Origin of the sequence: Sinobacterium norvegicum (genome assembly GCF_923077115.1) — a bacterium.
Taxonomy (GTDB): domain Bacteria; phylum Pseudomonadota; class Gammaproteobacteria; order Pseudomonadales; family Sinobacteriaceae; genus Sinobacterium; species Sinobacterium norvegicum.
This window is the reverse complement of the sequence record NZ_CAKLPX010000002.1, coordinates 443,911-456,582: the sequence shown is the minus strand read 5'-3', so window position 1 is coordinate 456,582 and position 12,672 is coordinate 443,911. Positions and strand designations below refer to the sequence as shown.

The 12,672-nt window shown below is 51.3% G+C and carries 11 protein-coding genes and 1 tRNA gene; 6 read left to right on the top strand and 6 right to left on the bottom strand.

Translation table 11 applies throughout. The features are described from left to right. Positions 1-84 precede the first annotated feature (84 nt). On the bottom strand, positions 85-1,683 hold the full coding sequence (locus L9P87_RS11085) for an isocitrate lyase (protein ID WP_237444808.1): 1,599 nt from the start codon (positions 1,681-1,683) through the stop codon (positions 85-87). Positions 1,684-1,978: 295 nt separating this feature from the next. After that, complete coding sequence (locus L9P87_RS11080) at positions 1,979-2,401, bottom strand: hypothetical protein (RefSeq protein WP_237444807.1); 423 nt, start codon at positions 2,399-2,401, stop codon at positions 1,979-1,981. Between the two features lie 263 nt (positions 2,402-2,664). Between L9P87_RS11080 and L9P87_RS11075 the strand changes: the two genes are divergently transcribed. Beyond that, positions 2,665-3,399, top strand: a complete 735-nt coding sequence (locus L9P87_RS11075) for a pteridine reductase (protein ID WP_237444806.1) — start codon at positions 2,665-2,667, stop codon at positions 3,397-3,399. Between the two features lie 16 nt (positions 3,400-3,415). Here the strand turns inward: L9P87_RS11075 and folK are convergent, their stop codons facing one another. The 3 genes from folK to tsaD form a co-directional block, all read right to left on the bottom strand. Next, the gene (gene folK, locus L9P87_RS11070) at positions 3,416-3,925 is read right to left on the bottom strand and encodes a 2-amino-4-hydroxy-6-hydroxymethyldihydropteridine diphosphokinase (RefSeq protein WP_237444805.1); all 510 of its coding nucleotides are present in this window, start codon (positions 3,923-3,925) and stop codon (positions 3,416-3,418) included. After that, positions 3,926-4,282, bottom strand: coding sequence for a dihydroneopterin aldolase (gene folB / locus L9P87_RS11065; protein WP_237444804.1), 357 nt, complete (start codon positions 4,280-4,282; stop codon positions 3,926-3,928). It lies immediately after the preceding gene. 94 nt (positions 4,283-4,376) lie between these two features. Next, the gene (gene tsaD, locus L9P87_RS11060) at positions 4,377-5,411 is read right to left on the bottom strand and encodes a tRNA (adenosine(37)-N6)-threonylcarbamoyltransferase complex transferase subunit TsaD (RefSeq protein WP_237444803.1); all 1,035 of its coding nucleotides are present in this window, start codon (positions 5,409-5,411) and stop codon (positions 4,377-4,379) included. A 244-nt stretch (positions 5,412-5,655) separates the two neighbouring features. On the opposite strand from tsaD, the gene rpsU reads away from it, so the two are divergent. The 5 genes from rpsU to L9P87_RS11035 all read left to right on the top strand — a co-directional run bounded on the left by rpsU (position 5,656) and on the right by L9P87_RS11035 (position 10,682). Beyond that, positions 5,656-5,871 carry a 30S ribosomal protein S21 gene (gene rpsU / locus L9P87_RS11055; protein ID WP_123712439.1) on the top strand — a complete coding sequence of 72 codons (216 nt, stop codon included), beginning with the start codon at positions 5,656-5,658 and terminating at the stop codon, positions 5,869-5,871. A gap of 120 nt (positions 5,872-5,991) precedes the next feature. Further along, positions 5,992-6,438 (top strand): GatB/YqeY domain-containing protein, encoded by a 447-nt coding sequence (locus L9P87_RS11050; RefSeq protein ID WP_237444802.1) that lies wholly within the window; start codon positions 5,992-5,994, stop codon positions 6,436-6,438. Next, entirely contained in the window at positions 6,439-8,412 is a 1,974-nt protein-coding gene (dnaG, locus tag L9P87_RS11045) for a DNA primase (protein WP_237444801.1), read from the top strand. It begins immediately after the preceding gene. 162 nt (positions 8,413-8,574) lie between these two features. Beyond that, the gene (rpoD, locus tag L9P87_RS11040) at positions 8,575-10,377 is read left to right on the top strand and encodes an RNA polymerase sigma factor RpoD (protein WP_237444800.1); all 1,803 of its coding nucleotides are present in this window, start codon (positions 8,575-8,577) and stop codon (positions 10,375-10,377) included. A gap of 228 nt (positions 10,378-10,605) precedes the next feature. After that, positions 10,606-10,682, top strand: a tRNA-Ile gene (locus tag L9P87_RS11035). A gap of 787 nt (positions 10,683-11,469) precedes the next feature. Here L9P87_RS11035 and L9P87_RS11030 read toward each other — a convergent pair. Further along, a complete protein-coding gene (locus tag L9P87_RS11030; protein WP_237444799.1) occupies positions 11,470-11,997 on the bottom strand; it encodes a hypothetical protein in 528 nt (175 codons plus the stop codon). Positions 11,998-12,672 lie beyond the last annotated feature (675 nt).

Below are 12,672 nucleotides of genomic sequence, written 5' to 3'. Positions count from 1 at the left end.
CAAGAGGTCGCCTTTTCACACACTTTAAACCTCAGCCTTAGTTAGTCAAGGCTTATTACAGCGAGGTTAAGCACCAGGTTCGATTTAGCTGAACTGGTTTGAAGTGTTCTTAGCACCACCTGCTTTCAGTGCGTTCTCACCAGCAAAGTATTCTTTGTGGTCGTCACCCATGTCAGAGCCTGACATGTTCTGGTGCTTAACACAGGCAATACCCTGACGGATTTCCTTACGCTGAACACCGGCAACATAACCCAGCATACCTGCTTCGCCGAAGTATTCCTTGGCCAAGTTATCAACAGACAAGGCTGTTGTGTGGTAAGTCGGTAGTGTGATCAAGTGGTGGAAGATATTCGCTTCACGAGCGGTATCAGCCTGGAAAGTACGAACCTTATCGTCTGCATCGGCAGCCAATTCAGAATCATCATACTTGGCGTTCATTAGGTCGCTACGATCGTATGCAGCAACGTCTTGACCCGCTTCAACCCAACGGTCGTAAGCTTGCTGACGGAAGTTAAGTGTCCAGTTGAATGATGGGCTGTTATTGTAAACCAGCTTAGCATCTGGGATTTCTTTACGAACCTCGTTCATCATGCCAGCGATATCGGCAACGCTTGGTGTTGCTGTCTCGATCCAGATAAGGTCAGCGCCGGCTTTGATCGCTTCAACAGAGTCAAAAACACAACGCTCTTCACCCGTGCCCTGACGGAACTGATAAAGACCAGAAGGAAGACGCTTAGGACGAACCAACTTGCCGTCACGGTTGAAGCAAACATCGCCTTCAGCCATTTCAGAAACGTCGATTTCTTCAACATCGAGGAAAGAGTTGTAACGATCGCCCTGATCGCCTGGCTCTTTAACAACAGCGATTTCTTTAGTAAGACCAGCACCTTCAGAGTCAGTACGAGCAACGATGATACCGTTGTCGACACCCAGTTCTAGGAAGGCGTAACGTAGTGCGCGGATCTTAGAGTGGAAGTCAGCGTGAGGTACAGTAACCTTACCGTCCTGGTGACCACATTGCTTCTCATCGGCAACCTGGTTTTCGATCTGTAGACAGCAAGCGCCGGCTTCGATCATTTGCTTGGCCATCAGGTAAGTCGCTTCAGCGTTACCAAAACCGGCATCGATATCGGCAATGATTGGCACAACGTGAGTCACGTGACCGTCGATGTCAGCTTGAATCTTAGCAGCTTCAGCTGTGTCGCCAGCTTCTGTAGCAGCGTCTAGTGCGCGGAAAAGACCGCCTAGTTCACGTGCATCAGCCTGACGTAGGAAGGTGTAAAGCTCAGCAACCAAAGAAGCAACAGAAGTCTTCTCGTGCATTGATTGATCAGGAAGAGGACCAAACTCAGAGCGCAGTGCAGCAACCATCCATCCTGACAGGTACAAGTAACGACGGTCAGTCTTGCCACCGAAGTGCTTCTTGATAGAGATCATTTTCTGTTGGCCAACAAAACCGTGCCAGCAGCCAAGTGACTGAGTGTACTGTGAAGAATCGGCATCGAATGCTGCCATATCTGCATTCATGATATCGGCAGTGTACTTGGCGATGTCTAAACCAGTTTTGAATTTGTTCTGAGTACGCATGCGAGCAACTGACTCAGGGTTAATTGCATCCCAAGATGCGCCCTTTGTATCGATTGTGGCTGCTGCTGCATCGATGTCTTGACTGTAGTTTGACATGATCATTTCCTTCCAGAGTGTAATTAACAGTAGGTGACTCAGCGCTGAATTTTTAGTCGCTGTGATGTTGGAAAGAATAATAGCGCTTTACCCACTATAACTAAATCCCATGCTATCTATAGCCTCCATCATGACAATGAATAATGGTCGAAACCGTCAAGTTTTAATCAAAAAAAAGCGAATAATGGGGCTGCCATTATTCGCCATAAAAACTAAATAGTCGCTGTAGCGCAGTGTTTTAGCCAATATGGACGGCTATGCCCGGCCCTGCTCAGCTGCGTTGTGATGGGAGCAATTAATAGCGACTAACGTTTGTCACATCCTGATGATAAGCCTGGCAGGCCACATAAATGGCACCGGCTGCCTTCTTATTACCCGCCTTGTCCTGGTGTTTTTGATAGCAACCGTCGATGCTTCTTGGCTTAAACCAAGCACTTTGACTGCCCTTGGGAAAGTTTGTCATGCAGACATGCATCAAGCCTTCGACCATTTTTTCCGGCAGGTAAGGGGTGACGTTCTTAATAATGCACTCTGAAAAGTTTTTCGGCCGCTTAAGCCAGCGAATAATCTGAATATCGGAGGGGCGCTCACCGACAATCAAAACGCGGTCATCTTCTGGCAGCGGCTGAATCACCGCCTGATCGGAGGCCCAGACACTGGCAGACAATAGTAGCGTGCAGGCAAAAATATTGAGGATGAATCGAACCGTTGCCGTCATAAGCGTTGTTTACTCGTTTATCTTATTGTTATCGCGCTGATTAATATTAGCTTACCATCATACTACGCAAATAATGTGTAGCCGCCAACCAATCCACAATCGTGTAAAAATCACCGCCACAGTTTGCCCAGCGACAGCACTATTGTAAGCCAATTTATTCGGCTTCGCCTTATTAAGCCCCTAAGCAACCTGATAAAACGCGCTTTATTACACCGCTGTTGATCAGTAAGATAAAACAATCACTCGCCATGGACAGCCCGCCTATGTCACAAGCCACTCTCTTAATCACCGGTGCAGCCAATCGTATTGGCGCCGAAACCTGTCAGCTATTTCATCGCTCCGGCTTTAATATTGCCCTGCACTATCGCAACTCACATGAGGCGGCGCAGCAGATTGCCGATGAACTCAACGCCATCCGTGCCGGTTCCGTACTGCTTTTACAAGCGGAGTTATCCGATACCGCCCAGGTCGAACAGCTGGCCGAGAGCACGCTACAGCATTTTGGTCGCATCGACGTGCTGATCAATAACGCCTCCAGCTTCTATCCCACTCCGGTCGATCAAATGACCGAGCAGCAGTGGGATGAACTGTTTGCCAGCAACGCCAAGGCGCCGCTATTCCTGGCCAAGGCCTGTTCGCCATCGCTGAAGGCGCAGCAGGGCTGCATTATTAATCTGATCGATATTTATGCCGAGCAGCCGCTCAGCGACCACCCTATCTATTGCATGGCCAAGGCTGCCAATCGGGCGATGGTAAAGAGCTTGGCGGTGGAATTGGGGCCAGAGGTGCGTGTTAACGGCATCGCACCCGGCGCCATTATGTGGCCGGAACATGACATGGCCCAAAGCGCTCAGCAAACGATTATCGATGCCACGGCACTGAAACGCTCTGGTCAGGCCCATGATATTGCAGAAACAGCCTTGTTTTTAGCCAGCCAAGCTGGCTATATCAGCGGGCAAATCATCAACGTCGATGGCGGCAGAACCCTGCAATGCTGAGCCAATACACTGAGACCTAGGCCGCAGATATCGACTGCCCCCGCCATTCGAAGTCGACCGTCCAGAGTTTCTGGCCGGTCGAATACTGCTGCCATAGCTGACGGTAGGTCATCTTTTTCTCGGGGTGCTGAGCATCGGCGGCGATATCAGCCAGCGGCAATAATACAAAGGCGTTGGTCAGAATTTCACCCCGCGGTACCGTCACCCCGTCGATGACACCGATGACATCGTCATAGGTTAATATATCCAAGTCCAATGTTCGGCCTCCAAATTTGGGGCCACTGCGATCGCGCTGATTCACATCTTCGATGGCGCGGAAACAGGACGACAACTCAGCTATCGACAATGAGGTTTCGAGGCCGACAACCAAATTAAAAAAGTTATCGCCATCAAAGCCGACGGACTCACTCTCATAAACCGGAGAAATAACCAGCGCACCAAAACGGTCGGCCAACGCATCCAGGCTATTGGTAATGTATTTCTGACGCTCTATATTGCTGCCTATACTGACATAAACCTTGGCCATTTAACGCTTCTCTCCTCGCTCAATAACGACACCGACATTGCTCGCTGCGGGCACCGCCCCGGGCTTACTCAATTGTAGACGCAACCAGGGGACGCTAAATTCAGTCATAATAATCTCGGCGATCTGTTCCGCCATGGTCTCGATCAAGAAAAATTCTGACGCCTCGATAAACGCCACCAGGCGATCCGACACATCTTTATAGCTCAAGGCATAATCAATGCTGTCGGTATCGGCAGCACGGCTGAAGTCATGCGCCATATCGAGATCGATGGCCACGGTTTGTTTAATCTCCCGCTCCCAGTCGAAGATGCCGATGACGGTATCGATTTTAAGCTCACGTATAAAGACTATATCCATTACTTTGTTACTCTCGGCCTAGCACGGCTCATTCAATTAACGCTATTTGATCGCGGCACAGATGCTTGCTGCTGTGCCGTCAGACTGATTCTATTTAACGACTCAGCGCCGGTAACTGCTGCAACGGCCAGCGCGGTTTCACCACCACCGCCAACGACGCGTGCTGGCCCACCAGCAATCGCTGGGCACCGGCATAGGCAATCATGGCGCCATTATCGGTACAAAACTCAGGGCGAGCATAAAATACATTGCCCTTCATCGAGGTCAGCGTCTGCTCTAGTTTTTCCCGCAGTCGGCTGTTGGCGCTGACGCCACCGGCAATCACTAATTGATTCATACCGGTCTGCTTCATCGCCCGCTTGCACTTAAGTACCAGGGTGTCCACCACGGCCAACTCGAAGGCATCGGCGATATCACATTTTATCTGCGGCTCAAGCTCACCGTTGTCATCGACGTGTTTGGCGACGGTATTGAGGGTAAAGGTTTTTAAGCCGCTGAAACTGAAATCGAGGCCGGGCTTGGTAGTCATTGGTCGGGGGAATTTGAAGCGGTCGCCATTACCATCGAGCGCCAACTTGGCGATATTCGGGCCGCCGGGGTAGGCCAAGCCCATCATCTTAGCCGCCTTGTCGAAGGCTTCGCCGGCGGCATCGTCGAGGGACTCACCGAGCAACTCATATTCGCCGATGGCCTCGACTTTGATCAACTGGGTATGACCACCGGAGACCAATAACGCCAGAAACGGGAAGGCTGGCGGTGTCTGCTCCAGCATTGGCGCTAATAAATGGCCTTCCATATGGTGTACACCGATGGCCGGAATATCCAGCGCCAGCGCCAACGAGCGGCCGACACAGGCGCCAACCATCAAGGCACCCGCCAGACCGGGGCCAGAGGTATAGGCAATGGCATCGATATCGGCCTTCGTCACACCAGCCTCGGCCAACACCTCTTCAATCAGTGGAATAATTTTGCGTACATGGTCGCGAGAGGCCAGTTCGGGCACGACTCCGCCGTATTGTTGATGCAGCTCAATCTGACTATAGAGCGCATCGGCCAATAAACCTCGGTCGGTGTCATACAGTGCAATACCTGTTTCATCACAGGATGTTTCGAGCCCTAGTACTAGCATTATCAAACCCTTAAGCCCCTAAATCAGGCTTGCCGCAGTGGCGATTCAGTCAATATTAAAAGCCGCATGATAATGGTCGAGGTAAAGCAAATCCAGTGGGCTTTGCATTTTGATTTGTTTATGGGTAAAATCCGCCACCTCGAATGAACAGTGCTTGCTGTTGATTTGTTAAAACAGCAAATACGAATTGATTGAAGCATAGCCGGATTTCTTTAAACCGCTGCCAACAACAAGGTAACAATTAATGCCATCAGTAAAACTGAAAGACAACGAACCATTTGACATCGCACTACGTCGCTTCAAGCGCTCTTGCGAGAAAGCCGGTGTACTCTCTGAAGTACGTCGTCGCGAGCACTATGAAAAGCCTACCACCGTACGTAAGCGTAAGGCTGCTGCTGCAGTTAAGCGTCACGCTAAGAAGCTTCAGCGTGAAAACCGTAAGATGCAGCGTCTATACTAATAGAGTTTTTTACTCTATTTAGCATAACCTAGCGGTTTGCCGGTTTAAAAGCTCTGATGGGTCTACCCTCAGGGCTTTTTCTGTTTTAGGATTTAACTCATCTGATTAGGAATAAAAACCATGTCTGACTTAAAAGACACGATCAAATCCGCAATGAAAGACGCGATGCGCGCCAAGGACAAGCCTCGGCTGACCACTATTCGCAGCATTCAGGCCGAAATCAAACGTATTGAAGTCGATGAGCGTATTGAGCTAGATGACGCCCGCGTCTTGGCCGTACTCGATAAAATGCTCAAACAGCGCCGCGACTCCATCAGCCAGTTTGAAGCCGCCGACCGTCACGATCTCGCCGACATCGAAAAAGCCGAAGTCACTGTGGTACAAGAATTCCTTCCCCAGGCGCTGACCGAAGATGAGATCACCGACATGGTGGTACAGGCCATTGCCGATACCGGAGCCGACGGCATGAAAGATATGGGCAAGGTCATGGGCGTGCTGAAAGCACCGATGCAGGGCCGCGCCAATATGGGCGATGTCAGCAAGCTGATCAAAGCCAAACTGGCGTAGATGTCAGGCCGCATCCCCCAGGGGTTTATCGACGATTTACTCGAACGTGTCGACATTGTCGAGATTATTGATGCCCGCTCGTCGCTGAAAAAGGCTGGCCGCAACTACAAGGGGCTGTGCCCGTTCCACGACGAGAAAACCCCGTCCTTCAGCGTCAACGCCGACAAGCAATTCTATCACTGCTTTGGCTGTGGCGCCGGCGGCAACGCCGTCAGTTTTATGATGGATTACGAGCGCCTTGATTTCCCCCAGGCCATCGACGCCCTCGCCGCCACCGTCGGCCTCGAGGTACCCAAGGAAGACAACCCCAGCTTTAACAAGGTCGCCAACAATGCCAACAAGGCGCTGTATGAGATTCTTGAGCGCTGCGCAGAATTATTCCACAGCAATTTACGGGGTCACCCCGGCGGCAAACAGGCGATTGAATACCTTAAAAATCGCGGCCTCGATGGCAACACCGCCAAGCAGTTTGAAATTGGTTATGCGCCACCGGGCTGGGACAATCTGATCAAAGCCGTCGGCACCACGCCGCTGAAAATCAAACAGCTGTTTGACAGCGGCATGCTGATCGAAAAAGACAACGGCGACTATTACGACCGCTTCCGCGACCGCATCATGTTTCCCATTCGCGATCACCGCGGCCGTGTCGTCGGCTTTGGCGGCCGCGTGCTCGGCGATGACAAACCGAAATATCTCAACTCGCCGGAAACCCCGGTCTTCAGCAAGAGTAAAGAACTTTACGGCCTCTACGAGGCGAGAAAGAGCAAGGGAGCCATCGAACGCATCGTGGTGGTCGAGGGCTATATGGATGTCGTCGCACTGGCACAATCGGGCATTCACTACGCCACCGCCACCCTTGGCACCGCCACCAGCAGCGATCACCTAGAACGCATCTTCCGCGTCTGCCCAGAGGTGGTGTTCTGCTTCGACGGTGACAAGGCTGGCCGCGCCGCCGCCAATCGCGCCCTCGAAAACGTGCTGCCGATGATTCGCGATGGGCTGCAGGCACGGTTCTTATTTTTGCCCGACGGCGAAGACCCCGACACCCTCGTGCGCAGCATCGGCGCCGACCGTTTCGAACATCAAATTGGTCAGGGCCTGCCGCTGTCACAGTATTTATTCGATCACGTCTCCGAGGGCCTCGATGTGCAATCGATGGACGGCCGGGCTCGGCTGTCGACCCTGGCCATTCCGATGATCGACCAAATACCCGAGGGCGTGTTCAAAAGCCTGATGCACAAGGAGCTGGCCACCCGTACCGGTCTCGAGGCAGATACTCTCGAACAACTGCGTCAACAAGGCCGCGAACAACAGCAGGCGAAAGCACAGCTTAAGCAACAGCAGGATCAGTTGGCCAACCAGCGCTACCAGCAGAGCAAGCAAGCGGCCAAACCGGCAGACGATGGCTACGACGGCTATTTCAACAACGATGATGGCGGCCACCACGAGGCGCCACCGGTCGACATCGACCACGACGACAACAATGGCGCGCCGGCACCGCGACGGCCGCAGGCCAAACAACGGCCCAGCAAAAGCCCGGCGATTAACAGCCGCCAGCGCAGCAATATCCAAACGGCGATCACCCTGCTGCTGTATTTTCCCGGCAGTATCAGCCAGCTCGACAACACCGAGGCGATCGACGATTTGCAGGATCAGGACGCGCTGCTGTTAAAAGAAATCATCGCCTTCTTGAAAAATCACCCCGCCACCCCCACCTATACGCTAATTGGTCACTGGATAGGAACAAGCTTTTACGAGCGACTGCAAGAGTTACTGAACGATGACATGCTGCTCAGCTGTGAAGACGGCGCCCAGCAGCAGCTGATCGATATCTTTAGCTTTCTTGCCAACCAGCAGCAACAGGGCCAACTAGAGCAAGAACTGAACACCCTCAGCGAGATCCCGTTTAACGAGATGTCGGCGGAGCAAAAATTGCGTTACAGCGAACTGCTGATCTCGCACTCGAAGCACTAAATTTTAACGGCGATCAAAAAAAGCTACGAACAGGACTGATGATATATCAGTTTTTTGTAATTTTTTGGCATTATGCAGGCTATTAATTAGCCCACATAGCATAAAAGCCGTTATAATATAGGGCTATCCAATACGTATCCACAGGCAAGGTATTAGTCTCCTATGGCTGAATCACAACAGCAATCGCGATTAAAGGCATTAATAGCCAAAGGTAAAGAACAGGGTTACTTGACCTATGCAGAGGTCAACGATCACCTGCCTGAAGATATTTCTGATCCCGATCAGGTCGAAGACATCATCCAGATGATTAACGACATGGGCATCAAGGTGTTTGAACAAGCACCCGACGCCGATGACTTAATGATGGACAGTGGTGATGCCTCGTCCGATGATATCGCCGCCGCCGAAGCCGCCGCCGCACTGGCCGCTGTCGAAAACGAAGCCGGCCGCACCACCGACCCCGTCCGCATGTACATGCGTGAAATGGGTACGGTTGAGCTACTGACCCGCGAGGGCGAAATTGTAATCGCCAAGCGTATCGAAGAAGGCATCCGTGAGTTGATGGCCGCCCTGGCTTACTGGCCCGGCGCCGTCGAGCACATCCTCGACGAATACGACCTCGTTGCCAAGGAAGAGCGTCGCCTAACCGACATCTTCAGCGGCTACCTCGACCCTTACGAGCAGCCCGTGGTACCGCCACAGCAAAACACCGGCGACAGCGATGACGACGATGATGATGACGAGCCAGGCGGCCTGGATCCGATCGAAGCAGAAACGCGTTTCGGTGAGCTGCGTGCGCAAAACGATAAGGTTAACGCCGCCATCGACAAGCACGGCCGCTACAGCAAGCAGGTTGGCAAAGAATTAGAAAAACTCGGTGAGGTGTTCAAGTTCTTCAAGCTGGCCCCACGCCAGTTTGAACCACTGACAGAAATCGCCCGCGGCAACCTGATGCGCATCCGTAAGGAAGAGCGTCAAATCATGAACTGGTGTATTCGCTACGCCAAGATGCCACGCAAGGATTTCATTACCGAGTTCCAGGGCAACGAGACCAACGACGATTGGATTCTCGGCGTTATCGCCAGCGGCGAGCCGTATGCCGAGCGCCTGATGACTTACCAAGAAGAGATCGTTCGCGCCCAGCGTCGTATCGGCGTCCGTGAGGCCACCGTTGGTATCACTGTCACCGATATCAAAGAGATCAACCGTCGCATGTCGATCGGTGAGGCGCGCATGCGTCGCGCCAAGAAGGAAATGGTCGAGGCCAACCTCCGTCTTGTTATCTCTATCGCCAAAAAGTACACCAACCGCGGTCTACAATTCTTGGATCTGATCCAGGAAGGTAACATCGGTTTGATGAAGGCGGTGGATAAGTTCGAATACCGTCGCGGTTATAAGTTCTCGACCTACGCTACCTGGTGGATTCGTCAGGCGATTACCCGTTCTATCGCCGACCAAGCCCGTACCATTCGTATCCCGGTACACATGATTGAGACCATCAACAAGCTCAACCGTATCTCTCGTCAAATGTTGCAGGAAATGGGCCGCGAGCCGACTCCTGAAGAACTCGGCGAGCGCATGGAGATGCCTGAGGACAAGATCCGCAAGGTACTGAAGATTGCCAAAGAGCCTATCTCCATGGAGACGCCAATCGGCGACGACGAAGATTCGCACTTGGGTGACTTCATCGAAGACACCACCATCGACTCCCCCGTCGATAGTGCCACCGTCGAAGGCCTGCGCGAAGCCACCAAAGACGTACTCGGCGGCTTAACAGCCCGTGAAGCCAAGGTTCTTCGTATGCGTTTCGGTATCGATATGAATACCGATCACACGCTGGAAGAAGTGGGCAAGCAGTTCGACGTGACCCGTGAGCGTATTCGTCAGATTGAAGCCAAGGCACTGCGCAAGCTACGCCACCCTTCTCGCTCTGAGCAGCTGCGCAGCTTCTTAGACGAAGGCTAAAGGTTAGCCCTTGGGCACAAAAAAGGCGCTGTTATCCCCGATAACAGCGCCTTTTTTGTCTCTGCTCACCACACCCGACCAACCCCAGCCAGCCAGCGCACCGCCTCATTGTGCAATATTCAACCAACCTGCCACGCCGCGTGTTTTTACGGTAGCCAAAGCCATTTCAGCACTATATAATTGCGCCGCTATTGCATAAATAGCACGGCAACATTCTCGATGTTGTACGGCCCCTTAGCTCAGTTGGTTAGAGCACCCGACTCATAATCGGTAGGTCCACAGTTCAAATCTGTGAGGGGCCACCACTTTTTCCTCAAGATCGAAAATCTCTCAAGTAAAACTGAATCATAAGCTTGGCTTCCCCCCTGTCCGCTATTTCTGCGCGAGCGTCCGCCGATACCACCACTGAGAACGCCGCGAGTACATCCTTGTAGGCTCAGCGTCAGCGTCCCTGCTGACGATGCCTCTGTGGCGATATCGGCGGCCGCGGGTGGTTTTTACTCTGACCCTAAATATCCTGTATTTAAATGAGTGAAAGCTTTGCTAGCTGAGCTTTCATTCGAGACTCGCTACCCTGCGCGGGCGTCCGCCGACACCACTACTGAGAACGCCGCAAGTACGTCCCTGTAGGCTCAGCGTCAGCGTCCATGCTGACGATGTCTCTGTGGCGATATCGGCAGCCGCGGGTGGTTTGGGGTGGGTAGTTTTTACTCTGACCGTAAATATCTCGGAAAAGAAAGCGCCAAAATCAGCTATCGCAAGCCCAGCCGCTTGGTTGTGGATGCCGAGGTGCTGCAATAAGTGATAGCCAACCGGATAACAAGCCCTGCCCATTTTGTGGCAGTGCTGATTTGGTGCCAGGGTTCTGGCATCTCGATAGCCAGGGCGAGGTCGATGCCCTGGAATGTAATAACTGCTTTGCCGGTGCGCCGGTGACAGCTTGGAACCAACGCAATAACAGCCAACAGGATTAATATTTAGGATGAAGCCGTAAACAAGCCAAGCGCCGCAGCTTTAATGTCAGTGGTTGACTAACTAGTATGGGTGTCCAGTTAGGGCTGCTAGGGGAGTATCAACCTGACCCCGCTGAACTCACAGTATCTCTATTTTCATTGCGCAAGCAATCTCTTCTTGACCCAAATATTTATAAATATATGCATCGTCATCGACAAGCCTGTACCATATTTTAATACTTTTATCCGACAACTCCAATGCAAGACGAGAATAAACATACATTCTTTCATTCAAACATTTATGCTGAACTCTGTACCCATAGAAATCAACATCACCTACTTGGATTATTGGGTAAACTTCGTTATCAGTACTGTTGCCTTCACGATCAATAAGGGCCTTAAACAGCATCATTGGAACGCCTTCAGTACTCATCATTGTTTTCTTACCAGCTATTTTTCGCAGATCTGAGACCCTCCCATATTGATAGCAAAGAATCATCGAAAACATAACAAGAGCAACAGCTACTGCAAGTAAACTTAGCTTAACTTCCTTTTGATCAAGCTCTTTCTTCCGATATTTTTCTATAATTGAAGCGGCCATAATTACAGCTCCAATTATAACTATCACATACCAAACAACATCATATGGCTCTACTTCAAATTCCATAAATTCCTATCCAGATAATGATCAGTTTCTGAAAAAGTGTCCATTATATTAATTGGAGTTTGAACTGTCAGCGCATAAAAAAATTTACCGAATATGTTCCCTCCTGTATGTGAATAAGTATGGGGCCAGGTCTTTGATCTTTGACTCAGCCTAATTTTATCCAAATTTAAAGACCTAATGGAATGGTCCGCATCACTCCCCATAAGGCTTCGAATGAGCCATGATGTAAGCGCATAACAAACATCAAAAGAAGAGTGAGGCGAACATGACTAAGCATACTGCAAAAGGCCAATTAGCTGTACTAGGAATTGATTTGGCCAAACAAAGCTTTCAACTGCACGGTGTCGATAATAACGGGCTAACCGTTATTAAAAACGGATATTTAGGGTCAGAGTAAACACGATATTTAGGGTCAGAGTAAAAACTATTAGCGCCAAACCAGCTCGCGCTGCATCAGCAGCCGGGCATCTTCAGCAAGGATGCTGAAGCTGAGCCTACAGGGAGGTATTCACGGCGTCCCGGCGGCTGGTGTGGCGTGAGTGAGCGAAGTGCCGCTAACCAATTCACTAAGCCAAGTCACCACCTAGAAGAACAACCTCACCAACAACACATCGGGGCTGCCGCTTTTGGCGCTGCCAAGCACACAGTGATGTAGCCCCAGGGTGAATAGATGCA

Bases quoted from the DNA above. Each gene is read 5' to 3' on its own strand.
- L9P87_RS11050 (WP_237444802.1), top strand. From the start codon at position 5,992: ATGTCTGACTTAAAAGACACGATCAAATCCGCAATGAAAGACGCGATG.
- L9P87_RS11080 (WP_237444807.1), bottom strand. From the start codon at position 2,401: ATGACGGCAACGGTTCGATTCATCCTCAATATTTTTGCCTGCACGCTA.
- L9P87_RS11075 (WP_237444806.1), top strand. From the start codon at position 2,665: ATGTCACAAGCCACTCTCTTAATCACCGGTGCAGCCAATCGTATTGGC.
- folK (WP_237444805.1), bottom strand. From the start codon at position 3,925: ATGGCCAAGGTTTATGTCAGTATAGGCAGCAATATAGAGCGTCAGAAA.
- dnaG (WP_237444801.1), top strand. From the start codon at position 6,439: ATGTCAGGCCGCATCCCCCAGGGGTTTATCGACGATTTACTCGAACGT.
- tsaD (WP_237444803.1), bottom strand. From the start codon at position 5,411: ATGCTAGTACTAGGGCTCGAAACATCCTGTGATGAAACAGGTATTGCA.
- rpsU (WP_123712439.1), top strand. From the start codon at position 5,656: ATGCCATCAGTAAAACTGAAAGACAACGAACCATTTGACATCGCACTA.
- folB (WP_237444804.1), bottom strand. From the start codon at position 4,282: ATGGATATAGTCTTTATACGTGAGCTTAAAATCGATACCGTCATCGGC.
- L9P87_RS11030 (WP_237444799.1), bottom strand. From the start codon at position 11,997: ATGGAATTTGAAGTAGAGCCATATGATGTTGTTTGGTATGTGATAGTT.
- L9P87_RS11085 (WP_237444808.1), bottom strand. From the start codon at position 1,683: ATGTCAAACTACAGTCAAGACATCGATGCAGCAGCAGCCACAATCGAT.
- rpoD (WP_237444800.1), top strand. From the start codon at position 8,575: ATGGCTGAATCACAACAGCAATCGCGATTAAAGGCATTAATAGCCAAA.